The sequence below is a fragment of the Burkholderia sp. AU30280 genome, assembly GCF_020420125.1.
Taxonomy (GTDB): domain Bacteria; phylum Pseudomonadota; class Gammaproteobacteria; order Burkholderiales; family Burkholderiaceae; genus Burkholderia.
Genome location: NZ_JAIZRY010000001.1, coordinates 140,636 through 163,866 on the forward strand (window position 1 = coordinate 140,636; position 23,231 = coordinate 163,866).

Sequence of the window (23,231 nt, forward strand, 5' to 3'; positions counted from 1 at the left end):
ATCGGATGTCGAGGTATCGACGTTGGGGACACGGAGCGAGATGCACCGGGTGTATCCCGGCGCATGCGGGTCGTCAGAAGATGTGCGCGTAACGCAGGCCGGCGAGCAGGCTGTTCTTCGGGCCGTTGCGCACGCTCAGATCGGTGCCGAGCTGGATTTGCACCTGATCGGACTTCGTCACGAATTTCGCCGCGGTGATCCGCATGCGCGTCGTGCGAAGCGCGTCGTTGTTGTCCGCGCCGCCCACGCTCGTTTCACCGCCCCAGAGCTGCGTGATGCCGATCCCGAGCGACGTGCCCGGATCGGGCATGTAACGCACCATCGCCTGTGCGCTGTAGCTCATCCGCTGATGCAGCGTCGTGCCGCTCGCGCCGTACGACGTGTTGTTGCCGTACCAGATCGCGTCGCCGACGAGATCGAGCGCCCACTGCGGCGAAAAGTGCTTGATGTAGGCCGCCTGGAAATCGAGCGACCAGCGGTTGGCACCGAGATTGAGACCGCGGTTCTGGTCGTAGCTCCCTGTCGGCGCGTAGACGTAGACCGTCGCGGCGACGACGTCCTTCGCGTCGTTCAGGCGGAATTTCAACGGTGCGGTCAGGATCACGTCGCCGACACCGTTCGTACTGCCAAGCGCACCGGCATTGCCGAAGCTGCTGATGTGACCGAACGGCAGCAACACCTGCGGATCGATCGTGAGCCTGTCGGTTAGCTGGAACACATGCAGCAGGCGGGCGATGCCGATATTGGACTGCAGGTCGAAATCCGACGTCCGGTGGCCGTTCGCGTAGTAGGCATTCGTCGCGGAGTAGTTGTAGTACAGCACGCCGATCGTCGCGCCGGCCGGATACTGCTCGTAATCGCCGGGATCGACCTCGACCGCGCCCGCGTAATGCGATGCGACGGCCATCAGCGACAAGCCGATCCAGCGCGCGATACGCTTCAGTTTCATTCTGTTGACGTTGTCCATCATGCTCCTCACCTGGATGCGCAGACACCGCCGCGCTCGACGTACGACGAACGGGAATCGTTGCCGGACGGTGGAATCGCGGGGTGTTGGCTGACTGTTGTTCCGCCGTTACTGCGGGAGTACCGGCGATTCGCGACATCGAACGGCCGTCGCTTGAGGGTGAGAATAGAAAGGCAAAATCCGCATTTCTGTTTTCCGGCGGAACAAGAAATTGGCTGTGGCGGACCTCCGCGACCCGTGCCATACGGCGGTCGCACAACGTGCGCCGGCGGCCGCCGTTGCGTGCCGGGCGCCCTGTCGATGCCACGAATCGCCGTGCCGCCGTTGCGCGTCGGCCCCTGCCGCGCCACGGGACCGTCTCGGCATAGTTTCCGATCCGTGCCGGCAAAGAACCGCGCTTTTTCTCTTCTTACCCTGCTCGTCGAGCGTGACCGACACCACGCTTCCACGCCCCGCCACCGCAGTACCAACGCGATGGCGGCGGTCAACCCGAACCACCACAAGGAACCCCACGATGAGCGCGATCCCTTCCGCGGAAACAGCCTCGACTCCCGGCGAACGTGCCTGGGCGCTGTTTCGCGTGATGAAAGAGAAGAACCTGATCCCCGACGGCTATATCGAAGGCCTGACCGAGCTGATGTCCACGACCTGGGATCCGGCCAACGGCGCACGCATCGTCGCGCGCGCGTGGGTCGACCCGGCGTTTCGCGAACTGCTGCTGAAGGACGGCACGGCCGCATGCGCACAGTTCGGCTACACCGGGCCGCAGGGCGAATACATCGTCGCGCTCGAAGACACGCCGTCGCTGAAGAACGTGATCGTCTGCAGCCTGTGCTCATGCACGAACTGGCCGGTACTCGGGCTGCCGCCCGAGTGGTACAAGGGCTTCGAATATCGTGCGCGACTCGTCCGCGAAGGGCGCACGGTGCTGCGCGAACTCGGCACCGACCTGCCCGACGACGTCGTCGTGAAGGTCTGGGATACGACCGCCGAAAGCCGCTATCTCGTGCTGCCGGTGCGGCCGGCCGGCAGTGAGCACATGACCGAGGAACAACTGCGCACGCTCGTCACGAAGGACGTGCTGATCGGCGTGGCGCTGCCGCGCGTGCACTGACTCGCACCACATTTCGCTTTCGACCTTCATCTCGGAGTCACATATGGACGGCTTTCACGACCTCGGCGGGTTCCAGGGTTTCGGCCCGGTGCCGCACACGATCAACAGCCTCGGCTACAAGCCGGTCTTCAAGGAAGACTGGGAGCATCTCGCGTACAGTCTGATGTTCGTCGGCGTGGACCCACTGAAAAAATTCAGCGTCGACGAGGTACGTCACGCAGTCGAACGCATCGACGTGCGCCAGCACGTCGGCACGCGCTACTACGAGCGCTACGTGATCGCGACGGCCACATTGCTCGTCGAAACCGGCATGCTCACGCAGGATGAGCTCGACCGCGCGCTCGGTTCGCATTTCCGGCTCGCAAACCCGCCGAAATCCGGCGGCCGGGCGGCACCGCCCGACTCGACGCGGTTCGAGGTCGGCGATCGCGTCGTCGTTCGCGCCGAATACGTCAGCGGACACATCCGCGTGCCGGGCTATGTTCGCGGCAAGGAAGGCGTCGTGCTGCACCGGACGACCGAATCGTGGCCCTTCCCGGACGCGATCGGCCACGGCGACACCGGAGCCGCGCATCAGCCGACCTATCATGTCGAGTTCCGCGTGAAGGATCTGTGGGGCGCCGCCGCCGACGACGGTTACGTTGTGGTCGACCTGTTCGAAGGCTATCTGGCTCGCGCGTCCGGGCAGAGCGCATGACGACGCCGGACGATCGACAAGCGCCGGCCGCCGCGCCGCCGAGGATTCCGGTCACCGTGCTGTCCGGCTTCCTCGGCGCCGGGAAGACGACGTTGCTGAACCACATCCTGCGCAACCGCGCCGGCTTGAAGGTCGCCGTGATCGTCAACGACATGAGCGAAGTGAACGTCGATGCCGACGACGTGCGGCGCAACGTCGAGCTGCGTCGAGGCGAGGACGAACTGGTCGAGATGAGCAACGGCTGCATCTGCTGCACGCTGCGCGCCGATCTGCTCGAGCAGATCAGCACGCTCGCGCGGCAGCGTTGCTTCGACTATCTGCTGATCGAGTCGACCGGTATCTCGGAGCCGATGCCGGTTGCGGAGACGTTCGCGTTCCTCGACCGCGACGGTTTCAGCCTCAGCGAACTCGCGCGGCTGGACACGCTCGTCACGGTGGTCAACGGCGAGACGTTCGAGGACATGATCGCGTCGGCTGAACCGGTCACGCGCGACGCCACGCTCGCGAACGGCAGCGATTCCGGTCCGCCGCGCAAGCTGTCGGACCTGCTGATCGAACAAGTCGAATATGCGAACGTGATCCTCGTGAGCCGACTCGACCGGATCGGCGACGCAGGTTTCGACAGGCTGCGCGCCATCCTTGCTTCGCTGAATCCTTCCGCGCGAATCCTGCCGATGCAGCACGGCGAGATCGATCCGTCAGACGTCCTCGATACGCGGCGTTTCGATCTCCCGGCGCTCGTCGAATCGCCGGGATGGATGCAACGCATGCAGGCCGACGAACGCCCCTCGGAATCCGACGCGTACGGGATCGCATCGTGGACTTATCACGAACGTGCGCCGTTTCATCCGGCGCGCCTGCTCGCGTGGCTGCGTCGCCCCTGGGCCAACGGCCGACTGCTTCGCTGCAAGGGATATGTCTGGGCTGCGCACCGATATGCCGACATCGCCATGCTCGTGCAAACGGGCGGCACGTTCCAGTGGGGTTACGTCGGGCGATGGTGGCGATTCGTTCCTCGATCGGACTGGCCGCACGACGACTATCGTCGCGACGGCGTGCTGAAAAAATGGGAGGAGCCGACAGGCGATTGCCGGCAGGAGATCGTGTTCATCGGGCAGTCGATCGATCACGTCCGGTTGCGTCGCGAACTCGATGCGTGTCTGCTGACGGTCGAAGAAATCGATGCAGGCCCGGAGTCGTGGCTGCAGCTTCCGGAAGCCGACGTGTTCGACGCGCTCTCGACTACCGCCCGTCCGTGACGTGAGACTCGACGACTGCGGCTGCAACGGTGCTTCCAACGACTTTCGGTCGCGGTGAGCGCGGCGACCGGTTCGGCGTCACGTGAATCCCGACAGCGACGCCGAGGGCAGTTTTCTTCAATACCGACACGCGCGGCTTATTTAGTCTCGATGCGACTTTGACATTCGCATGGAGACAATCAATGAGCATGCTGGTTTCGATGGCCGCGTTCGCGCTCGCCTCGTCGATCACCCCCGGTCCCGTCAACATCGTCGCGCTCAGTGCCGGCGCACGGCACGGCCTCGGCGCGAGCCTGCGCTATGCGGCCGGCGCGACGCTCGGCTTCGTCGCGCTGTTCCTGCTGATCGGCCTCGGGCTGCACGCGGCGCTCGCGCGCTGGCCCGTGCTGACGACCGCCACGCAGTGGTCGGGAATCGCGTTCCTGCTCTATATGGCGTTGCGGCTCGCGCTCGATGACGGCCGGCTGTCGGCCGATCCGGACGTGGCCGGCCCGTCGGCGGCAGCCGGCGCGGCGATGCAGTGGCTGAATCCGAAGGCCTGGCTCGCATGCGTGGCCGCGATGGGCGCCTATGCGGCCGACGGCGACCGCACGCAGGTCTGGCAGTTCGCCGCGCTGTATCTGGTGATCTGTTTTGCGTCGATCGCGTGCTGGTCGTATGCGGGCGCGTCGCTGCGGCACCGGCTGGCGAACGCGCGGCACATGCGCCTGTTCAACCGGCTGATGGCGCTGCTGCTCGCGGGCAGCGCACTGTTCCTGCTCGACGTGTAGCGCGCGCCGTTCAGCTCGTCGCGCTGCGGTACTGGCCGGGCGTCGCGGCCGCGATCCGCCGGAACGCGCGCTGGAAATGGGCCTGATCGGCAAAGCCGGCGTCGAGCGCGACTTCGGCGATCGGCCGCCCACGGCGCAGCTCCGTGCGGCCGTACTGGACGCGGCGATCGATCAGGAAGGCATGCGGCGTCATCCCGTAGCGGGCGTTAAACGCGCGGATCAGGTACGACGGCGACAGATCGGCCTCGGCGCAGATCGCATCGAGCGTCACGCCCTCGCGGCAATGCGCGGCGATGTAGTCGGCCGCGCGCGCGAGCCGGGCGTTGTCGTCCCCGGCGCGCGGGCCGGGCAATTCCCGATCGAGCGCGCCGTGCAGCGCCGTGAAGAACTCGACCGCCGCGCTCTCCTTGCCGAGCGGATCGATGCCGGGCGCGACGAGCGTGCGATAAAAGCCGCCAAATTGCGCGAACAGGTCACCTCGCTCCGTCAATTTCGCCGAAAAGCCGTGAAAACCGCCGTTCGGATCGCGGCCCAGCGAATGCTGAAGCCGCGCGAGCCACGGCACGTCGACATAGACCATCCGGTACGCCCATGCGTCAGGGCCGTACGGATTGCACGCGTGCACCTGTTCCGGATCGATGATCACGAGCACGCCGCGCCCGACGTGCTCGTTCGTCGCGCCGTTCACGTAGGTGCTCGTGCCGCCGACGATCGCCCCCACCGAAAACGTGTCGTGCGTGTGCTTCGCATAGCAGATCGCGCGGCCGTCGTCGACGGTGCGCGCCTCGATGAACGGCAGCGCGGCATCGCGCCAGAACGGCGACGGTACGACGGATCGGTTGGCGGTACGGCTCACGCAGCGGGCTCCCGGTTCGGACGGCGAACGCTCACCGTACAAGACTGTGCGGCGCCGCGCAACGGGATCGGCGGCTTCGACGCCGGATCGCGCCGTTTCGCCCAACGGAACGCAGAAGAACGAACAAACCCATCACCACGCTTCGCCACACGCGAGCAGGCGTGGCACGTGACCACCTGATACGTCGAGTCTTCTACAATCGGCAATGTTCGCAGGCGCATCTCAATGCCCCATCGCCGGTCGTCGCATTTGCGCAGCGCGTCAATCTGAATCGGATCGCTGCCATCCCTCATGAATTGTGCCCACGAAAACGATCGTGGGCACAATCCTGCCCCCGCCGACGCGTCAACACGAGGGGCGGTGGATTTCGCACTTACGATGAAACAATCTCCCCCTACCTGCTTCGCCCCTGTGTCGACAGGCGTTTCCGCCTGCCCGGGCGCTCAGGTCGAGAGGACTGGGTCAGGCCGGAACGTAGATCTTCGGATCCCACCAGTAGTAACCGACCAGCTCTTGGTTCTGCCCGCCGACGAGCTTGTAGAGCGCGAAGCACACGCCGAAGTATTCCGTGCCGCTATTCCGGACCGACGAGTCGAACGTCGCAAACGTGAGCTTCTTGTTCAGTGCGGGGAGGCCATTGCGGGTCGGCGAATCCGGATTGGGTTCCACCGCGCCATTGCGGGTGACCGTGTTGCAGTTGAACTGGTTGAATACCTGATCACCCTTGTAGTGCTTGATGTCATAGATGATCACTGCGTCATCGGAGTTGTCATAGATCGACACACCGGAAAACATGACGCGGTCACGAGGAAATGCAGTGAATTCCAGGTCAGCCGTACCCTGCCCCTTGATATCGCGCGCGCCGGTGCAAATCATGAACTGGCCATTGTGTGCAATGCCGGTCGGTTCGGCCTGAACCTTGCTCGGATTCGGGTACGTTTTCTTGACCCATTCCGTATCGATAACCACGAGGATGTTAATGTCCTGAGAGCTTGACGCAAGAGTGACTTCGGAAGCCATGATCAACCTCCATTCAACGTTATGGATTTAATATGACGGCGCCTCGATAGCGCGCCACGGACAATATCCTCCTCTTTTAGACGAAATGCACCTGTCTGAGTAAACAGGATAATTTGCACAAAAAGCAAATAAGTCACGACGACAATATCAATAAAAAAATCAATTACAGGACGATTACACCACAATAATCATTGGGCCCCATATGTAATAGCCGAACACGTCTTGTCGCTGTCCATTGGATGAGAGCGCAAAAAGCACAAAGGCTATCTCAAGCCGTTCGATACCGCGCCCCTTGATGGTCGAATCGAAATGCAGGAAACGCGCTTCGCCCTCGATTGGGGGCAGACCATTGCGATCGGCAGAATCCGGGTCGGGCCATACCGCGCGCTCCCTGACGTCGAAGACGGGTTCGAAGCGATCGAGCACCCGCCTGCCTGATGCCGGCCGGACGTCGTAGGGAAGCACGGCATCGTCCGAATTGGCGCCAGTCGAAAGCACCCGGACCGCGATGCGGTCACCTGCTTTTGCCCGCAGTTTCAGCTCGCCCGTGCCCTGCCCATGAACGATACCGCGTGAGCTGGTACAGATCAGGAATTGGGGGCCGCAATCAATCGGCACGGGACTCGATCTATCCTCGTTCGGCCCATGGGCCTGTTTGACACCGGTGGTATCAATGACCGCCAGCACGTTGATTTCATGTCTTCGCACTTGTTTGCCCCAGGTCGTCATCGTAACGATTCCCGCTTCGCCAACGAACGGCAATCTCCTCCAAATCAGGACGGCGCGCACCTGTCAAAGCCATCAGGCCGGATACGCTTACCGGTATCTCAACGAATTGCCGCAGGCGAAAGCGATGATTATCTCCCACATCACGCACCGAAGGTAATCCGATTCACAAGATGCCTCTTTTCACCGTCCCCAATTAAATTTAAATAATGATACCGACTTTTTCTCCAGGTCAGCACTGTCGCCGCCCCAGAAAATAAAAATGACGCTCATTAAAATCACCCCCCATCAAACCTGACAGGTATAAATTCAAATATAAATGGAAGATACTAACCAAGCGCATCGCCGATGCGTCATTACCATCGAACGGGCAATTGGCCTACCATGGAGGTATCTCAATGGAAGTCGACCTGAACAACATCAATCTGGAAAAAAACCCCGAACTGATTCACATCCTTGCGGTAATCGACACGAATTATGTAAAGACGAGATACCCCAATCCGAGCACGAATCCGCATAGACCGACGGGCATCAGCAGCAATGCCGTGTACATGGTCAACGGCGTCCTGCCCGGCGTGAGCAGTTCGGAGGGGACGGGCAATCTGAATCTGAAGTTGCGGGTAGGCGACAAAGTATCCCTGATGGGGACGTCGCTAGTCGACAACTCGGGGGACACGGCGCTGATCTACAACGTCCGGCACTACACGGGCGACGACATCTTCAATCCGTTTTCGACAAAAACCATCGTACAGGCTGAGGCACCGTCTGCCGCCGAAACACCGAATGTCATCCCGACCTCGGCAGAGTCCCAGGTTTTTTACAGTTTCAACTCCTCTGCAAGGTCATCCGGATCCGAGGTCCTTGCAACGCTCTTTGGGCTTTATACGCGGAGTCAAAACAAGAAAACCTTGCTCGGCTACTTCTACTGGACGTGGCACGCCTCCGCCGCTTGAGGCAAGTGCCCAGACAACTCGCTCCGAAGCCGCACCGGAGCGATTCGGGCTGGCAGGTCTTGCGCGACGCCTCACCGGGCGCCGCCGTCCTTTCCCACGATCAAGCCAAAACGGAGCACCACATATGACATCCGATCTTCAAAACATCAATCTCACTGCGGCGTCGCGGCAAATCGACATCCTGGCCGTCATCGACACGGAATACATCAAGAGGAAGTACCCGAATCCGAGCAAGCAGCCCCAGTCACCGATCGCGGTAGATCATCACGCCGTGAACTTGCTTTACACCGGGGCGCGGGGTGGAGCTATCGGGATTGGCCCGTCCGACCCGCTTCTGACGCTGTATCCGGGCGACAATGTTTCACTCAGGGCGGTATCCGTCTATGAGAACGCGGATGACGCGGTGCTCATTTACCAGGTTGCGCACCTTTTCGGCGACCAAATTTTCAACCAGTTCCAGCAGGACACCCTCGAGATAAACGCCGTACAACTGAACCCTGAAACTGCCGACGGCCTGCCGCCTGTGACGAGGCCACAAACGTGCTCCAGCATTGGCGCCAAGGTGAGGGCGAGCGGGATCGAAACGCTTGGCACCTGCTTCGGGCTCTACACGTTGGAAAGAAGTACCCAGGAGCTATTTGGGTACTACTGGTGGGACTGGTTCGCCATGTGCCCCTGATATTCGCGTTCCGTTGTCGAGGTTCTCAAACGCTGCACTGGTCACGGGACGTGCTAGCGGTATGTCCGACACCCGCTAGCATCGTCCATGGCGCCGGTCGTTCCGAGCCGGAAATCGATATCGCAGCCTGTGACCGTATCATCGGTTGGGTACCAGGTGGAGCACGCGCGCGATCTCGACCGCGCTCCCGGTTGGCCTGGCCGACAGGGATCTCCCGCCTCCGCAAGAAAGCGTTGCCGGTGAAATTCCGGTCGACGGTTCAGCCGCCAAGGAGAGGCCCATCTGTCTCGTGGAAGCCAACCCATGGAACCTGCCCCGTCAGGACGTCAGGGCACGTGGTCACCTCCCGAATGACGAGCCGGCCATCGAGTTGCTCTGGCGGGCGCTGCACAACGTGCAGGCCAGAGCCGTACGAGCCGCCTTCGACTGGAAATCAGCTGTGAGCCAGCTTGCCATCCTGTTCGGCGAGCGATTCACTCAGGCGCGCGGATGACCGTATTGTTCAAGCGCCTCTCCCACGACAATGCGGACAGGTTCGCAATCGCCTAAGCTTTGAATTCCGTCCGCCGCGGCACTCGCAGCGGTTCCCGTTCGTTCCTCTCCCCTCACGCACATGCATATCGATCTGAAAGGCAAGACCGCGGTCGTCACCGCCTCCACCGCCGGTATCGGGCTCGCAATCGCCGAAGGGCTCGCGCGCGCCGGCGCACGCGTCGTCGTCAACGGCCGCAGCGATGCGTCGGTGCAGTCCGCGCTCACGCACCTGCGCGCCGCCGTCCCCGATGCGAACTTCGACGGTGTCGCGGCCGACCTGTCCGATGCCGCCGGCGCTGCGCGCATCGCGCAGCACACGCCCGCGGCCGACATCCTCGTCAACAACGCGGGCATCTACGGCCTGAAGGCGTTCTTCGACATCGACGACGCCGAATGGGAGCATTACTTCCAGACCAACGTGATGTCCGGCGTGCGCCTCGCGCGGCATTACCTGAAGGGGATGATCGAACGCAATGCCGGGCGCATCGTGTTCATTTCGTCGGAATCCGGCCTGAACATCCCGGTCGACATGATTCATTACGGATTCACGAAAACCGCGCAGCTGTCGATCGCACGCGGGCTCGCGAAACTCGCGGCCGGCACCCGCGTGACCGTCAACTCGGTGCTGCCAGGGCCGACGATGTCGGACGGCGTGCGGGCGCTGCTGAAGGAAACGGCCGACGAAACCGGCCGCAGCGTCGAGGACGTGGCCGTGGATTTCGTGCGCAACCACCGTTCGAGCTCGATCATCCAGCGGCCCGCGACGCCCGAGGAAGTCGCGAACCTGGTGGTCTACGTGTGCTCGCCGCTCGCTTCGGCGACGACGGGCGCCGCATTGCGGGTGGACGGCGGCGTGGTCGACACGATCGCGTGACGGCCAACGGGCACGGCCGCCGCGTTAGCGCGACGCGGCCTTGCCCGGCTGGAGCGTGCCCTTGCGGTCGGCGTTCATGCAGGAATCGAAGCCGTGTTGCGTGACGACGCCGGCCTTGTCGAACACGACGAAGTATTCGCGGTGATCGTTGCCGTGCTCGATGAAGTAGTTGTAGCAGACGCCACTGCCGTTGCGGACCATCCATACGCTGCGCGGATTGCCGCCGGCGCGGACGACATCGGCGCGCGTCGCGCCATGCCGCGACGCGGCCCTCGCGAGCGGCGTACGCGAATACGAGAATGGCAGCCACGCGTCGAACCACGCGCAGCCGTGCAACATCAGGCAGCTGGCGGCCAGGGAGAGCGTCGCTGCGGGACGGGCCATCGGAATCAATCGCATGCTTGGGAAAATCTGCTGCGCCGCGCCGGCGCGATCGAAAGCCCCATGCTACTAGACCTTTGGGTCCGGATCGAAAAGAAATGTAGAGATCTTTATCCGAATCCTCGCATTGCCTGCCTCTGCACAACGCGGATCGTCGCCCGTCGCGGCGGCCGATGCACGCCTGGACGTGCATCCGCACCGCCGCGTCATGCCGCCGGCTCGGCACGCACCGTCATGCAATCCATTCGGCCCACAGCATCGTCAGCACGGTCATCAGCGCGGGGCCGACGAACAGCCCGATCAGGCCGAACGTCTCGGCGCCGCCGAGGATGCCGAACAGCACGAGCAGGAACGGCAGCCGTGCGGAACTGCCGATCAGCACCGGCCGCACGAAGTGCTCGGCGACGAACACGACGACGAACCCGAGCACCGCCACCACAATGGCCCACACGGTCGCGCCCTGCACGAACAGCCAGAGCGCCGCCCCGCAGAACACGACCGGCGCGCAGAAGGGCAGCATCGCGGCGATCGCCGTGACGAGGCCGAGCAGCGCCGCATGCGGGACGCCGGCCAGCGCATATGCGATGCCGAGCAGCGCGCCCTCGCCGAGCCCGACGACGACGAGCCCCGTCACCGTGCCGAACACGGCCGCGACCATCCGCTCGATCAGCGCCGCGCCGCTGCGCCCGAACGCGCGCCGCGCGCCCTGCAGCAACGCCCCCGACAGCTTGTGGCCGGCGCGCAGGATCACGAACAGCGTGACGAGCATGAAGCCGAATTCGAGTAGCCAGTGCGCAAGCTTCGTGCCGAACTGCCGCCCGAACGCGAGGAATTTTTCGCCGTTGACGGCATGCATCGCGCTGGCCGCATGCAGCGGGTGGCCGAGGTTGGCCTGCCACCATTCGGTGACCTGCGCCGCGCCGTAAGGCAGCCGGCCAACCAGGTCGGGCACCGGGATGCCGTTGTCCTGGATCGTGCGCAGCCACTCGCGCAGGTCATGCGCCTGCCCGATCGCCTGGGTTGCCGCGACGGCCACCGGCAGCACGACCAGCAACGAGATCGCCGCCGTGATGACGAGCGCGATGAGCGTCGGGCGATTGCGGAACAGCCGGTGAGATTCGAAGCGCTTCAGCATCGGCCACATCGCGATGGCGATCACGCAGGCCCAGGCGATGGCGGGAATGAAATCGCGGATCACCCACAGCGCGATGACCAGCAGCGCCGCGTACAGCACGGCACGGGAGACCTGCTGCGTACGCGGCCGTGCGGCAGGATCGGGAGACGACGGGACATGTGCGCCCATGGCACCTCTGTCGAAATGAGAAAATGGCGGTTCGCTCAGGCAACCGGCCTGCGCGAACCGCCATTCTATCCATCGGCGCCGGATCGGCGGCGCATGTCATGCGCGCGCCGCCCCGGCGCCCCGCCCGCTCAGGCCACCTTGTCGGCGCTCCGGTAGCGCTCGAGCCAGTGCGCGTACGGCGCGGGCAGCGTCCACGACGGACGCTCGACGCCGAGTTGCTTGGCCGCGTAGTACGGCCAGTGCGGGTCGGCCAGATGCGCGCGGCCGACCATCACGAGATCGAGCTGTTCTTCCGCCACCACGCGGTTCGCGAGTTGCGGCGTGTCGATCCCCCACGCGGACGACACCGGCAGCCCGGCCTCGCGGCGCACGCGCTCGGCGATCGGCGCGAGGAACGCCGGCCCCCACGGAATCTGCGCGTCGGGCGTCGAGAACCCGACCGACACGCTCAGCATGTCGAGCCCTTCCCGCTTCAGCCGCTGCGTGAGCGCGATCGACTCGGCGAGCGTCTCCTCGTCGCGCCCGTCGTACTCGATCACGCCGAAGCGTGCGGTCAGCGGCAGATGCTCCGGCCACACCTTGCGCACGGCCGCGAGTGTCTCGACGAGGAAGCGGCCGCGGTTCTCGGCCGAGCCGCCGTATTCGTCGTCACGCTGGTTCGCATGCACCGAGAAGAAACTCTGCGCGAGATAGCCGTGCGCGAAGTGCAGTTCGAGCCATTCGAAGCCCAGGTCGCGCGCGCGCTTCGCCGACGCAACGAAGTCGGCCTGCACGCGTGCGATGTCGTCGCGCGTCATCGCGCGCGGCGTCTTCGGCAGATGCGCGCCGAACGGCACGGCCGAGGGCGCGATGGTCTGCCAGCCGCGCGGATCGCCTTCGGCGATATGGTCGTCACCTTCCCACGGACGGTTCGCGCTCGCCTTGCGGCCCGCGTGTGCGATCTGGATGCCGGGTACCGCGCCGGCCGCCTTGATCGCCGCGACCGATGGGGCGAACGCTTCGGCCTGCGCATCGTTCCACAGCCCCGCGCAGCCCGGCGTGATGCGCCCTTCCGGCGCCACGGCCGTCGCCTCGGCGATCACGAGGCCCGCGCCGCCACGCGCGATGCCGGCCAGATGCACGTGATGCCAATCGTTGACGACGCCGTCCTCGGCGACGTACTGGCACATCGGCGGCACCGCGATGCGGTTGCGCAACGTGACATCCTTGAGTTTGAACGGTTCGAACAGGGCAGACATCCACGGCTCCTTTGCTTGGTTCTGCAAAACGACTGGAAACGCGTCGCGCAATACGCACGACGGAACGATCAGGCCATCGCCGGGCCGGCCCGCGCCCGGCGACGGATACGGTACGGCGCCGGCCCGGCCGGCGCCCTCGGCTCAACGGTGGCCGAGCTGCACGAGCAGCGCCTCGGCGACGGGCTCCGACGACGCGGGGTTCTGCCCCGTGATCAGCAGCCCGTCGGTGACGACATGCGGCGCCCAGTCGGCGCTGCGCTCGAATTGCGCGCCGTTGGTCTTCAACATGTCCTCGACGAGGAACGGCACGACTTCCGTCAGTTCGACGGCCGCTTCCTCGCTGTTGGTGAAGCCCGTTGCACGCTTGCCGCGCACGACCGATTCGCCGGTCTGCGGGTTCTTCACGTGACGCAGCACGCCCGGCGCGTGGCACACGGCCGCGACCGGCTTGCCGGCCGCCAGCGCGCGCTCGATCAGGCCGATCGAATGCAGATCCTCGGCGAGATCCCACAGCGGGCCATGGCCGCCCGGGTAGAACACGGCGTCGTAGTCGTCCACGGACACCTCGGCCAGCTTGCGCGTCGACGCGAGTTCGGCCTTGGCCGCCGGATCGGCGTCGAAGCGGCGCGTCGCGTCGGTCTGGGCCGTCGGATCACTGCTTTTCGGATCGAGCGGCGGCTGGCCGCCCTTCGGCGACGCGAGCGTCAGCTCGACGCCCGCATCCTTGAACGTGTAGTACGGCGCGGCCAGTTCCTCGAGCCAGAAGCCGGTCTTCTTGCCGGTGTCGCCGAGCGTGTCGTGCGAGGTCAGGACAACCAGGATCTTCATGATCGGATACTCCTTCGAAATGGATGAGGGGAACGGGGCCGCGCAACCGGACAATCCGGCCGGTCGGCGCGGCGCGCCTGTCGGTTAGTCAGCTGAGACGCGTCAACGTGCGACCCGCGTATCCGAATGCGGCACTCGCCTATTAGACCAGTCGTCTAGAACAATTCGAAATAAAACGACGGCGTCTCGCTGCACCATCAGCATCGCAGTGCGGAATGGCATTCAAATGGCATTTCGCGTCTTCGTTGCATGCGCCGCGGACGTCGTCGCATTCATGAGGACGGATGATAGCCGTGGATTAGACCGGTCGTCTAGTAAATGGATAATCGCCCCTGCTACCGTCATGGCCTTTTCGCAGGGGGCGCGATCCGCCTGCGTCCGCAGTCACTCGGCGCTGGCAGCACGGCAGATGCGGTTCGCAGGAACCGCCCGCCCGGCATTGCGCCGGGCGAGTGCGGCCCCGCCTGTGTCACGACCGGGTCAGAGCAACCCCATCCCGCCCGACGCGATGATCTCCGCGCCGACGATGAACGCGGATTCCGGCGCGCTGAGGTGCAGCACCGTCGACGCGATCTCCTCCGGCGTGCCGAACCGGCCGACCGGCACGAGGCCCTTGATCTTGTCGGCGGTTTCGTCGAGCGTCGCCGCGTCGAGCCCGAGCTTGCCGTAGAGCGGCGTCTGCACGGGCCCGGGGCTCACGACGTTCACGCGCACACCCTGCGGCAGCAACTCCGTCGACAGCGTCTTCGCGAACGAATTGACGGCCGCCTTGCTCGCCGCGTACACCGACGAGCCGGGCATCCCGATGTGCGCGTTGATCGAGCCGTTGATCACGATCGACGCGCCGCGGTTCAGCAGCGGCACCAGCGACTGGATCTGGAAATACGCGCCCTTTACGTTGGTGTTGAACACGAGATCCCACATGGCCTCGTCGCTGTCGGCGAACGGCGCGAGTTTCGCGACGCCGGCGTTGATGAACACGGCGTCGAGCCGCGCTCCCGCCGACGCGATCGCATCGGCCAGCGCGCGGGCCGATGCGACGCTGCCGGCCTCGTTGCGAATTGCGAGCGCACCGGCGCCGAGCGTTTGCCGCGCGGCCTCGAGCGTCTGCGGATCGCGTCCGGTGATGATGACGCGCGCACCTTCTGCCGCGAATGCGTTGGCGGCCGCCAGGCCGATGCCGCTGTTGCCGCCCGTGACGAGGACCGTCTTTCCTTCGAAGCGTTGCATGATGTTCTCCTGTGAACCGGTGAGTTGACCGTGAACACAGGATGCGCGCGGCGCCCAGCCCTGCCGTACGACGTGCGCGACGAACATGTTCGAAATCGTCGAACGTGTTCGAGCGGGCAGGTTCGCTTGTCCTGCCCTGATCCTCGCCGCGTCAGCCAGCCACGTCGATACCGTCGAGCAGGCGCTGCGCGAGCCGCGGCTCGCGCAATTGCTCGAGCCACCATTGCAGCGCGCGGCCGTCCCGGTCGCCGTGCCACGCGACATACAGCCGGTTCGGCTCACGTGGGTCGGCTGTCTGTTTTTCGACGAGTTCGCCGCGCGCGAGCAGCGACGCCACGCGCCGGCGCGGCACCCAGCCGACACCGAGCCCGTCGCGCTGCGCGAGGATCTTCGCGCGCATCGACGGCACCGCGAGCACGGCCTGTCCGCCGAGCAGACCATACGCACGGCCGGCCGCGCGCCGCGACGAATCGGCGACGACGACCGCCCGGTGCGCGCCGATCACGTCCCGCGTCAGCGCGCCGGTCGCGGCGGCCAGCGGGTGGCGTGGCGACACCGCGAACACCCACTCCATCGCGCCCAGTTCGAACCATTTGAAGCCGGGAATCGCGGGCGGCTCGTTGGTCGCGCCGACCACCAGGTCCGCGCGGCCGTCGCGCAGGGCTTCCCAGGTGCCGCCGAGCACTTCGTGCGTGAAACGCAACGACACGCCCGAGTCGAGCGCATCGAATGCGCGGACGACCGGCAGCAGCGTGTCGAACTCCAGCACCTCGTCGCTGACGATCCACAGCCGGTCTTCCCAGCCGCTCGCAACCTGCCGCACGCGCTGCGTCAGCCGTGCGACGTCCAGCGCCAGCCGCGCCGCCTCGTCGGTCAGCAACTGGCCGGCCGGCGTGAGCTGCAGCCGGTAGCCGCGCCGGTCGAACAGCAGCGCGTCGAAGCGGGTTTCGAGCTGGCGCGCCGCGTGCGACACCGTCGACGGCGCCTTGCCGAGCCGCGCGGCCGCGCGCGACAGGCTGCCGGTGGCACGGATCGCGTCGAGCAGCGCAAGTTCGTCTTCGGACAGCATGGGCTCGCTCCGGTCTGGGGTTGTCGTGGATCGTAAGGCAGCGGCGGGCCGCGGTCCAATCGGCGGATACGGACAGCGGACGCGAGTTACGGGGCCACCCGGCCGGTTCGGCCCGCCTCCCCGATTGCTTGCGGCTTGGCGACCGGTGCGGGCGCCCCGCCAAGCGACCTCCACGGCGGACTTCCGGTATGCTGATCGGCACGAAATCACGGCAATCGAGGTAACCACCGCGATGGACATCGCCATCCGCATCGAAGGCCGTCACGACCTGACGGGGCAGATCTTCCGGCAACTGCGCACCGCGATCGTCGACGGGCGGCTCGCCGGCGGCGCGCGGCTGCCGTCGACGCGCGACCTTGCGAAACAGCTGGGCGTCTCGCGCAAGACGACGCTCGACGCGTTCGAGCGCCTCGTCGCCGAGGGCTACCTGACTACCCGCGCGGGCGACGGCACGTTCGTCGCCGACGGCCTCGCGCGCGTGCCGCACGCTGCCGCCATGTCGGCGCCGTCGCTCGTCGAGGATACGCCGCGCGTCGACGCGGTCGATGCGCGCGCGCTGTGGAACGACCTGCCCGATGCGCTCGCGATGCCGATGCCGCACGATTCGCCCGGCTTCGACTTCCGTGGCGGCGTGACCGACAAGGCGCTGTTCCCGTTCGACGCGTGGCGGCGCTGCCTGCATCACGCGTTGCGCCAGCAGATGCGCGGGCCCGCCCAGTACCACGACCCGGCCGGCGATCCTCAACTGCGCGGCGCGATCGCGCGCTATGTCGCGTTCAGCCGCGCGGTCGCGTGCGGCTGGGACGACGTGCTCGTCACGCAAGGCGCGCAACAGGCGCTCGACCTGATCGCCCGCGTCGTCGTGCGGCCCGGCGACGTGGTCGCGGTCGAGGATCCCGGCTATCCGCCCGCGCGCGCCGCGTTCGCGTCGCTCGGCGCGACGGTGATCGGCGTGCCGGTCGACGCGCACGGGCTGCTGACCGAACGGCTTCCCGACGACGCACGCCTCGTCTACGTGACGCCATCGCATCAGTTCCCGCTCGGCATGCCGATGACGCTGGATCGGCGCGTCGCGCTGCTCGAATGGGCGCAGCGCCGCCGCGCGGTGATCATCGAGGACGACTATGACGGCGAGTTCCGCTTCGAGGGCCGGCCGGTGGAGTCGCTGAAGAGCCTCGACCGCACCGGTCTCGTCGCCTATGTCGGCACGTTCTCGAAGACGATCTTTCCGGAACTGCGGATCGGCTACGCGATTCCGCCGCGCGCGCTGCGCGGCGCGCTGGCCAAGGCGAAGCAGATCGTCGACTGGCACACCTGCACGCTGACGCAGGCGGCGCTTGCCCGCTTCATGCTCGAAGGTGATTTCGCGCGGCACCTGAAGCGCGTGCAGAAGCACTACGATGCCCGCCGCAAGATGCTGATCGCCCATCTGCGCGGCGCACTCGCGCCGTGGTTCGATGCGATCGTTCCCACCGCCGGCATCCACCTCGCCGCCTACCTGAAGCCGGGACTCGACGAAGCGGCGCTGGTCCGCGCGGCCCGCGCGCAGGACATCGGCCTGTACGGCATCTCGACGTTCCACGTCGGCGTGCCGGTGCGCGCGGGGCTGCTGTTCGGCTATGGCGGGATCGACGCGCTGCGCATCGACACGGCGCTTGCGAAGCTGGCCGGCCTGCTGGGTTCGGACACCGTCGGCGCCACGGCACTGGTTACCTGAATTTCCCCAAAATTGGCCATTCAAGCAGGCCAGCATGCGTCCTAAAGTAGGTCCTGTCGCGCCACCGTGCGCTCCAACCGAAAAAGGACCTGCCATGCAACCGCGCCTGAACTTCTATGCCGCCAGCCCGAATGCGATCAAGGTGATGCGCAACGCCGAGGAATTCCTCGCGAAGAGCTCGATCGAGAAGCCGCTCGCCGAACTTGTTCGCCTGCGCGCGTCGCAGATCAACGGCTGCGCGTTCTGCGTCGACATGCACACGACCGATGCGCGCAAGGGTGGCGAAACTGAGCGCCGCCTGGCCACCGTCGTCACGTGGCGCGAAACGCCGTTCTTCACCGAGCGCGAACGCGCGGCGCTGGAATGGACCGAGGCGCTGACGCTGGTCGCCAGCAACCACGTGCCCGACGCCGTGTGGGAGGCCGTGAAGCCGCACTTCACCGACGAGGAACTGTTCGACCTGTCGATGCTGATCGCGACGATCAACTCGTGGAACCGCTTCGCGATCGCGTTCCGCAAGATGCCCGAGTAAGGAGACGACGATGACTCACGCTACGCGCCTGCGTCGCGCCGCCCTGTACGCGTGGCTCGCGGCCGGCGCCGCGCTGCTGCCGGCCGCCGCCCGGGCGCACGACGCCGGCGACAACGTGCACACGATCATGCAGCAGGCCGTGCCCGAAGCGCCCGGCAAGCTCGCCGTCGTCGCGACCGTCGACTATGCGCCCGGCCAGGCTTCCGAAGCCCACCGGCACCTCGGCTCGGTGTTCGCGGTCGTGTCGAAAGGCGAGGTGCTGTCGCAGGTGAACGGCGGCCCGCTGCGCCGCTACCGTGCCGGCGAAGGCTGGTACGAGGCGCCCGGCTCGCGCCACCAGGTGTCGCGCAACGCGAGCGCGACCGAGCCTGCACAGCTCGTCGTGTTCGGGCTGACCGGCGATCACGTGCCGCTGACGTCGCCGATCGATCAGTAGCCGCCTTTCGGGGGCGCGCGCCATTGCCCAGGCACGCGCCCTCGCTTCGCGTCCGGGTCCATGCCGCCGGCGCCATGCTGCAGCCCCGCTCGTTTCCCCCGCCGTTTCTCCATTAGCTGTTCCCTACACTCCGCCGCCGGCTGGCTGCGCCGCGCCGCGTCACGTCACCGCCTCGCCTGCCCGCGTCCCCATTCGACGCTCGCCTGATCTCGATCAACCCGGGCGAAAACCCTTCCTTGAAATTAACTAACTCATCAATTAGCGTCGATTTCATGAACGCGAAATCCACCGTCGCCAGGCCGCGCGGGCGCCGCCCGTCGGTCGACGATTTCGACCTGCGCGACCACATGCTCGACGTCGCGATGCAGTTGTTCGCCGAGCGCGGCATCGCCGCGACCACGGTCGCGCAGATCGCCGCCGCGGCCGGCGTCACGTCGGCGATGGTCCACTACTACTTCACGAATCGCGAGCAACTGCTCGACGCGATCGTCGAGGAACGGCTCGCGCAGGTCATCGCGTTCGTGTGGCGGCCAACCGAGCCACGGATCGAAAACGACCCGTTCGCGCTCGTCGCCGAACTCGTCGACCGCTTCTTCGACGTCACGCATCGCATGCCGTGGCTGCCGTCGATCTGGCTGCGCGAGATCGTCCACGAAGGCGGGTTGCTGCGCGAACGGATGATCGGCCGCATTCCGCTCGACCATGTCGGGCGCTTCGCCGAGCGCATCCGCGGCGCGCAGCAGGCCGGCACGCTGAACCCCGCGCTCGAACCGGCGTTCCTGTTCCATTCGATCATCGCGCTGGTGATGCTGCCGCTCGCGACCGCGAAACTGTGGCAAAGCGCGCGCGGCCTGCCGCCGATCGACCGCGACGTGCTGCACCGCCATGTCCGCGCGCTGCTCGGTTCGGGCCTGCAGCCGCCGGCCGCCGCGCCGCGCGCGCCGGTCCGCTCGCCACGGAGCCCGTCGTGAATACAGCCCGCGCGCTGCCGATCGCACTGGCCGCCGCCGTCGCGCTCCTCGCCGGTTGCGAACGGCAGGCGAGCAATGGCGCGACCTACCAGGGCTACGTCGAAGGCGAATTCGTGTACCTGTCGTCGTCGCAATCGGGCACGCTTGCGCAGTTGTCGGTCGCGCGCGGCCAGACCCTCGCCGCCGGCGCACCGGCCTTCTCGCTCGAGGCCGTCAGCGAAACAGCCGCGCTGTTGCAGGCGCAGCATCAGCTCGCGGCCGCCCGCGCGCAGCTTGCCGACCTGCAGACGGGCAAGCGCCCGCCCGAAATCGCGGTCACGCAGGCGCAGCTCGCACAAGCCGCCGCGCAGGCCGCGCGGGCCGCCGCGCAACGCGTGCGCGATGAAAGCCAGTACGCTGCCGGCGGCCTGTCGAAACAGCAGCTCGACGATTCGCGCACGGCCGCGCAGACGACCGCCGCGCAGATGCGCGAACTGCAGAAACAGGTCGACGTCGCGCGCCTGCCCGGCCGCGCGCAGCAGGTCGCCGCGCAGGCCGCCCAGGTCGACGCCGCGCAGGCGGCGGTCGCCGAGGCGCAATGGAAGCTCGACCAGAAGCGCGTCGCCGCGCCCGCCGCCGGACGCGTGTACGACACGCTGTACCGCGTCGGCGAATGGGTGCAGGCCGGCAATCCGGTCGTGCAGATGCTGCCGCCGCAAAACCTGAAGGTGCGCTTCTTCGTGCCGGAAGCCGCCATCGCCTCGCTCGCGCCGGGGCGCACGGTCGCGATCCATTGCGACGGCTGCGCGGCCGACGTGCCCGCGCGCATCACCTATGTGTCGAGCGAGGCCGAATACACGCCGCCCGTGATCTACAGCAACGAGAGCCGGACCAAGCTCGTGTTCATGATCGAGGCGCGCCCGGCCGTCGCCGACGCGCCGAAGCTGCATCCGGGCCAGCCCGTCGCCGTGAGGGTGCCATGAACGTGCCGCCCGCACCGTATGCGATCGACGTCGATCGCCTGAACAAGCATTTCGGCGACAAGCATGTCGTGAAGGACGTGTCGCTGCGCGTCGCGCGCGGCGAGATCTTCGGCTTTCTCGGGCCGAACGGCAGCGGCAAGACCACGTCGATCCGGATGATGTGCGGGCTGCTCACGCCCGACTCGGGCAGCGGCACCTGCCTCGGCTACGACATCGTGCGCGACAGTGCGCAGATCAAGCGGCACGTCGGCTACATGACGCAGCGCTTCTCGTACTGGGAAGACCTGTCGATCCGCGAGAACCTCGACTTCGTCGCGCGCGTGTACGGGATGCCCGACCGCAAGGCGGCCGTCGCGCGCGCACTCGACGGGCTCGGCCTCGCGAGCCGCGCGGACCAGCTCACGGGCGCGCTGTCGGGCGGCTGGAAGCAGCGCCTCGCGCTGGCCGCCTGCATGCTGCACGAGCCGGCGCTGCTGCTGCTCGACGAACCGACGGCCGGCGTCGATCCGGCCGCGCGCCGAGACTTCTGGGAAGAACTGCACCGGCTGGCCGCACAAGGGATCTCGGTGCTCGTCAGCACGCACTACATGGACGAGGCCGAGCGCTGCCACAAGCTCGCGTACATCGCGTACGGCGAGCTGCTCGCGCAGGGCACGTCGGCGGAGATCGTCGCGTCGCAGGGGCTCGCGACCCGCGCGATCACCGGTGCGCACCTGAGCGAACTGTCCGCGCGGCTGCGCACGATGCCGGGCGTCGACCAGACGGTCGTATTCGGCTCGGCACTGCATGTGAGCGGCCGCGATCGCGCGCGGCTCGACGCAACGCTCGCGCAGGTCGCGGCGCAAGCCGGCGGGCCTGCCGCGCTGCAGGTCGCGCCGATCGACACCGGGCTCGAGGACGTCTTCATCTACATGATGGGCCGCGCGTCGCGACCGCCCGGCGGAGCGTCGTCATGAACGCGTGGGCGCGCCTGCGCGACGCGTTCTCGGTCGCCCGCTGGTGGAGCATCGTGCTGAAGGAATTCCTGCAGCTGCGGCGCGACCGTGTGACGTTCGCGATGATCGTCGGCGTGCCGATCATCCAGCTCACGCTGTTCGGCTTCGCGATCAACACCGATCCGAAGCACCTGCCCACGGCCGTGATCGTCGCCGATGCGAGCCCGTTCGCGCGCAGCTTCGTCGCCGCGATGCGCAATTCCGCGTACTTCGACATCGTCGAGACGCTGCCCGACGAGGCGGCCGGCCGGCATGCGCTTGCCCGCGGCGACGTGCAGTTCGTGCTGACCGTGCCGGCCGATTTCTCGCGGCGGCTGCTGCGTGGCGAGCGTCCGTCGCTGCTCGTCGAGGCGGACGCGACCGATCCCGTCGCGACCGCGTCGGCGATCGGCGCGCTGCCGGGCCTCGTGCAGCCCGTCGCGGACAAGGACCTGACGGGCCCGCTCGCCTACCTGAACGGCCGCCCGGCCGCGTTCGACGTCGTGCTGCACCGGCTGTACAACCCCGAGGGCATCACGCAGTACAACGTCGTGCCGGGCCTGATGGGCGTGATCCTGACGATGACGATGGTGATGATGACGGGCCTCGCGATCACCCGCGAACGCGAGCGCGGCACGATGGAGAACCTCCTCGCAACACCGGTGCGGCCGCTCGAGGTGATGACGGGCAAGATCGTCCCGTACGTGCTGATCGGGCTGATCCAGGTGTCGATCATCGTCGCCGCGGCGCGGTTCGTGTTCGACGTGCCGTTCGTCGGCGGCGTGTTCGCGATCTACCTGTCCGCGTTGCTGTTCATCGCCGCGAACCTGACCGTCGGCATCACGCTGTCGTCGCTCGCGCAGAACCAGTTGCAGGCGATGCAGCTCGCGGTGTTCTACTTCCTGCCGAACATCCTGCTGTCGGGCTTCATGTTCCCGTTCGCCGGGATGCCGAAGTGGGCGCAATTCATCGGCAACCTGCTGCCGCTCACCTACTTCAACCGCCTCGTGCGCGGCATCCTGCTGAAAGGCAACGGCTGGAGCGACCTGTGGCCGTCCGTGTGGCCGGTCGCGCTGTTCACCATCGTCGTGATGGGCGTCGCGCTGCGCTTCTACCGGCGGACGCTCGACTAGGCACGGCA

24 protein-coding genes and 1 pseudogene are annotated in these 23,231 nt (G+C 66.3%); 15 read left to right on the forward strand and 10 right to left on the reverse strand.

Annotated elements, in window-relative coordinates; genetic code table 11:
• Positions 1 to 73: 73 nt before the first annotated feature.
• A complete protein-coding gene (locus LGN17_RS00635; RefSeq protein ID WP_319000793.1) occupies positions 74 to 970 on the reverse strand; it encodes a transporter in 897 nt (298 codons plus the stop codon).
• Positions 971 to 1,481: 511 nt separating this feature from the next.
• Between LGN17_RS00635 and nthA the strand changes: the two genes are divergently transcribed.
• From nthA to LGN17_RS00655, 4 genes are all read left to right on the forward strand, one after another.
• Positions 1,482 to 2,081, forward strand: coding sequence for a nitrile hydratase subunit alpha (nthA, locus tag LGN17_RS00640; RefSeq protein WP_226194725.1), 600 nt, complete (start codon positions 1,482 to 1,484; stop codon positions 2,079 to 2,081).
• A 43-nt stretch (positions 2,082 to 2,124) separates the two neighbouring features.
• On the forward strand, positions 2,125 to 2,778 hold the full coding sequence (nthB, locus tag LGN17_RS00645) for a nitrile hydratase subunit beta (RefSeq protein WP_226194726.1): 654 nt from the start codon (positions 2,125 to 2,127) through the stop codon (positions 2,776 to 2,778).
• Entirely contained in the window at positions 2,775 to 4,037 is a 1,263-nt protein-coding gene (locus tag LGN17_RS00650; RefSeq protein WP_226194727.1) for a GTP-binding protein, read from the forward strand. The genes nthB and LGN17_RS00650 overlap by 4 nt, the downstream gene beginning before the upstream one ends.
• 182 nt (positions 4,038 to 4,219) lie before the next feature.
• Positions 4,220 to 4,807, forward strand: a complete 588-nt coding sequence (locus LGN17_RS00655; RefSeq protein ID WP_226194728.1) for a LysE family translocator — start codon at positions 4,220 to 4,222, stop codon at positions 4,805 to 4,807.
• A gap of 10 nt (positions 4,808 to 4,817) precedes the next feature.
• On the opposite strand, the gene LGN17_RS00660 is transcribed toward LGN17_RS00655, so the two are convergent.
• The 3 genes from LGN17_RS00660 to LGN17_RS00670 form a co-directional block, all read right to left on the reverse strand.
• Entirely contained in the window at positions 4,818 to 5,663 is an 846-nt protein-coding gene (locus tag LGN17_RS00660; protein ID WP_226194729.1) for an AraC family transcriptional regulator, read from the reverse strand.
• 462 nt (positions 5,664 to 6,125) lie between these two features.
• Positions 6,126 to 6,683: an inclusion body family protein gene (locus LGN17_RS00665; protein ID WP_226194730.1), complete on the reverse strand. Its 558-nt coding sequence runs from the start codon at positions 6,681 to 6,683 to the stop codon at positions 6,126 to 6,128.
• Between the two features lie 174 nt (positions 6,684 to 6,857).
• Positions 6,858 to 7,412, reverse strand: a complete 555-nt coding sequence (locus LGN17_RS00670) for an AidA/PixA family protein (RefSeq protein ID WP_226194731.1) — start codon at positions 7,410 to 7,412, stop codon at positions 6,858 to 6,860.
• A 395-nt stretch (positions 7,413 to 7,807) separates the two neighbouring features.
• On the opposite strand from LGN17_RS00670, the gene LGN17_RS00675 reads away from it, so the two are divergent.
• From LGN17_RS00675 to LGN17_RS00690, 4 genes and pseudogenes are all read left to right on the forward strand, one after another.
• The gene (locus LGN17_RS00675; protein ID WP_226194732.1) at positions 7,808 to 8,362 is read left to right on the forward strand and encodes an AidA/PixA family protein; all 555 of its coding nucleotides are present in this window, start codon (positions 7,808 to 7,810) and stop codon (positions 8,360 to 8,362) included.
• Positions 8,363 to 8,486: 124 nt separating this feature from the next.
• Positions 8,487 to 9,041: an AidA/PixA family protein gene (locus LGN17_RS00680; RefSeq protein WP_226194733.1), complete on the forward strand. Its 555-nt coding sequence runs from the start codon at positions 8,487 to 8,489 to the stop codon at positions 9,039 to 9,041.
• Between the two features lie 331 nt (positions 9,042 to 9,372).
• Positions 9,373 to 9,534, forward strand: a pseudogene (locus LGN17_RS00685) (IS256 family transposase); the annotation flags it as partial.
• A 120-nt stretch (positions 9,535 to 9,654) separates the two neighbouring features.
• The gene (locus tag LGN17_RS00690; protein WP_226194734.1) at positions 9,655 to 10,449 is read left to right on the forward strand and encodes an SDR family NAD(P)-dependent oxidoreductase; all 795 of its coding nucleotides are present in this window, start codon (positions 9,655 to 9,657) and stop codon (positions 10,447 to 10,449) included.
• Between the two features lie 24 nt (positions 10,450 to 10,473).
• On the opposite strand, the gene LGN17_RS00695 is transcribed toward LGN17_RS00690, so the two are convergent.
• From LGN17_RS00695 to LGN17_RS00720, 6 genes are all read right to left on the reverse strand, one after another.
• Positions 10,474 to 10,848 carry a hypothetical protein gene (locus LGN17_RS00695; protein WP_226194735.1) on the reverse strand — a complete coding sequence of 125 codons (375 nt, stop codon included), beginning with the start codon at positions 10,846 to 10,848 and terminating at the stop codon, positions 10,474 to 10,476.
• A gap of 214 nt (positions 10,849 to 11,062) precedes the next feature.
• Positions 11,063 to 12,133: an AI-2E family transporter gene (locus LGN17_RS00700; protein ID WP_226194736.1), complete on the reverse strand. Its 1,071-nt coding sequence runs from the start codon at positions 12,131 to 12,133 to the stop codon at positions 11,063 to 11,065.
• Positions 12,134 to 12,261: 128 nt separating this feature from the next.
• Entirely contained in the window at positions 12,262 to 13,371 is a 1,110-nt protein-coding gene (locus tag LGN17_RS00705; RefSeq protein ID WP_175968383.1) for an NADH:flavin oxidoreductase/NADH oxidase, read from the reverse strand.
• A gap of 141 nt (positions 13,372 to 13,512) precedes the next feature.
• Positions 13,513 to 14,199 carry a type 1 glutamine amidotransferase domain-containing protein gene (locus LGN17_RS00710; RefSeq protein WP_226194737.1) on the reverse strand — a complete coding sequence of 229 codons (687 nt, stop codon included), beginning with the start codon at positions 14,197 to 14,199 and terminating at the stop codon, positions 13,513 to 13,515.
• Between the two features lie 480 nt (positions 14,200 to 14,679).
• Positions 14,680 to 15,429 (reverse strand): SDR family oxidoreductase, encoded by a 750-nt coding sequence (locus tag LGN17_RS00715; RefSeq protein WP_226194738.1) that lies wholly within the window; start codon positions 15,427 to 15,429, stop codon positions 14,680 to 14,682.
• Positions 15,430 to 15,580: 151 nt separating this feature from the next.
• Positions 15,581 to 16,498 (reverse strand): LysR family transcriptional regulator, encoded by a 918-nt coding sequence (locus LGN17_RS00720; protein ID WP_226194739.1) that lies wholly within the window; start codon positions 16,496 to 16,498, stop codon positions 15,581 to 15,583.
• 232 nt (positions 16,499 to 16,730) lie between these two features.
• Here LGN17_RS00720 and LGN17_RS00725 point away from each other — a divergent pair, with 232 nt between their 5' ends.
• The 7 genes from LGN17_RS00725 to LGN17_RS00755 all read left to right on the forward strand — a co-directional run bounded on the left by LGN17_RS00725 (position 16,731) and on the right by LGN17_RS00755 (position 23,223).
• Positions 16,731 to 18,215, forward strand: coding sequence for a PLP-dependent aminotransferase family protein (locus LGN17_RS00725; protein WP_226194740.1), 1,485 nt, complete (start codon positions 16,731 to 16,733; stop codon positions 18,213 to 18,215).
• 94 nt (positions 18,216 to 18,309) lie between these two features.
• Entirely contained in the window at positions 18,310 to 18,747 is a 438-nt protein-coding gene (locus LGN17_RS00730) for a carboxymuconolactone decarboxylase family protein (protein WP_069251461.1), read from the forward strand.
• A gap of 10 nt (positions 18,748 to 18,757) precedes the next feature.
• On the forward strand, positions 18,758 to 19,183 hold the full coding sequence (locus tag LGN17_RS00735; protein ID WP_226194741.1) for a cupin domain-containing protein: 426 nt from the start codon (positions 18,758 to 18,760) through the stop codon (positions 19,181 to 19,183).
• A 272-nt stretch (positions 19,184 to 19,455) separates the two neighbouring features.
• Positions 19,456 to 20,154: a TetR/AcrR family transcriptional regulator gene (locus tag LGN17_RS00740; RefSeq protein WP_226194742.1), complete on the forward strand. Its 699-nt coding sequence runs from the start codon at positions 19,456 to 19,458 to the stop codon at positions 20,152 to 20,154.
• A complete protein-coding gene (locus LGN17_RS00745) occupies positions 20,151 to 21,116 on the forward strand; it encodes an HlyD family secretion protein (RefSeq protein ID WP_226194743.1) in 966 nt (321 codons plus the stop codon). The genes LGN17_RS00740 and LGN17_RS00745 overlap by 4 nt, the downstream gene beginning before the upstream one ends.
• On the forward strand, positions 21,113 to 22,072 hold the full coding sequence (locus tag LGN17_RS00750; RefSeq protein ID WP_226194744.1) for an ABC transporter ATP-binding protein: 960 nt from the start codon (positions 21,113 to 21,115) through the stop codon (positions 22,070 to 22,072). The genes LGN17_RS00745 and LGN17_RS00750 overlap by 4 nt, the downstream gene beginning before the upstream one ends.
• Positions 22,069 to 23,223, forward strand: coding sequence for an ABC transporter permease (locus tag LGN17_RS00755; RefSeq protein ID WP_226194745.1), 1,155 nt, complete (start codon positions 22,069 to 22,071; stop codon positions 23,221 to 23,223). The genes LGN17_RS00750 and LGN17_RS00755 overlap by 4 nt, the downstream gene beginning before the upstream one ends.
• The last annotated feature ends 8 nt before the right edge of the window (positions 23,224 to 23,231 follow it).

Bases quoted from the DNA above. Each gene is read 5' to 3' on its own strand.
- nthB (WP_226194726.1), top strand. From the start codon at position 2,125: ATGGACGGCTTTCACGACCTCGGCGGGTTCCAGGGTTTCGGCCCGGTG.
- LGN17_RS00710 (WP_226194737.1), bottom strand. From the start codon at position 14,199: ATGAAGATCCTGGTTGTCCTGACCTCGCACGACACGCTCGGCGACACC.
- LGN17_RS00695 (WP_226194735.1), bottom strand. From the start codon at position 10,848: ATGCGATTGATTCCGATGGCCCGTCCCGCAGCGACGCTCTCCCTGGCC.
- LGN17_RS00755 (WP_226194745.1), top strand. From the start codon at position 22,069: ATGAACGCGTGGGCGCGCCTGCGCGACGCGTTCTCGGTCGCCCGCTGG.
- LGN17_RS00750 (WP_226194744.1), top strand. From the start codon at position 21,113: ATGAACGTGCCGCCCGCACCGTATGCGATCGACGTCGATCGCCTGAAC.
- LGN17_RS00715 (WP_226194738.1), bottom strand. From the start codon at position 15,429: ATGCAACGCTTCGAAGGAAAGACGGTCCTCGTCACGGGCGGCAACAGC.
- LGN17_RS00650 (WP_226194727.1), top strand. From the start codon at position 2,775: ATGACGACGCCGGACGATCGACAAGCGCCGGCCGCCGCGCCGCCGAGG.
- LGN17_RS00700 (WP_226194736.1), bottom strand. From the start codon at position 12,133: ATGGGCGCACATGTCCCGTCGTCTCCCGATCCTGCCGCACGGCCGCGT.
- LGN17_RS00670 (WP_226194731.1), bottom strand. From the start codon at position 7,412: ATGACGACCTGGGGCAAACAAGTGCGAAGACATGAAATCAACGTGCTG.
- nthA (WP_226194725.1), top strand. From the start codon at position 1,482: ATGAGCGCGATCCCTTCCGCGGAAACAGCCTCGACTCCCGGCGAACGT.
- LGN17_RS00725 (WP_226194740.1), top strand. From the start codon at position 16,731: ATGGACATCGCCATCCGCATCGAAGGCCGTCACGACCTGACGGGGCAG.
- LGN17_RS00720 (WP_226194739.1), bottom strand. From the start codon at position 16,498: ATGCTGTCCGAAGACGAACTTGCGCTGCTCGACGCGATCCGTGCCACC.
- LGN17_RS00665 (WP_226194730.1), bottom strand. From the start codon at position 6,683: ATGGCTTCCGAAGTCACTCTTGCGTCAAGCTCTCAGGACATTAACATC.
- LGN17_RS00690 (WP_226194734.1), top strand. From the start codon at position 9,655: ATGCATATCGATCTGAAAGGCAAGACCGCGGTCGTCACCGCCTCCACC.
- LGN17_RS00655 (WP_226194728.1), top strand. From the start codon at position 4,220: ATGAGCATGCTGGTTTCGATGGCCGCGTTCGCGCTCGCCTCGTCGATC.
- LGN17_RS00735 (WP_226194741.1), top strand. From the start codon at position 18,758: ATGACTCACGCTACGCGCCTGCGTCGCGCCGCCCTGTACGCGTGGCTC.
- LGN17_RS00740 (WP_226194742.1), top strand. From the start codon at position 19,456: ATGAACGCGAAATCCACCGTCGCCAGGCCGCGCGGGCGCCGCCCGTCG.
- LGN17_RS00730 (WP_069251461.1), top strand. From the start codon at position 18,310: ATGCAACCGCGCCTGAACTTCTATGCCGCCAGCCCGAATGCGATCAAG.
- LGN17_RS00680 (WP_226194733.1), top strand. From the start codon at position 8,487: ATGACATCCGATCTTCAAAACATCAATCTCACTGCGGCGTCGCGGCAA.
- LGN17_RS00635 (WP_319000793.1), bottom strand. From the start codon at position 970: ATGATGGACAACGTCAACAGAATGAAACTGAAGCGTATCGCGCGCTGG.
- LGN17_RS00705 (WP_175968383.1), bottom strand. From the start codon at position 13,371: ATGTCTGCCCTGTTCGAACCGTTCAAACTCAAGGATGTCACGTTGCGC.
- LGN17_RS00675 (WP_226194732.1), top strand. From the start codon at position 7,808: ATGGAAGTCGACCTGAACAACATCAATCTGGAAAAAAACCCCGAACTG.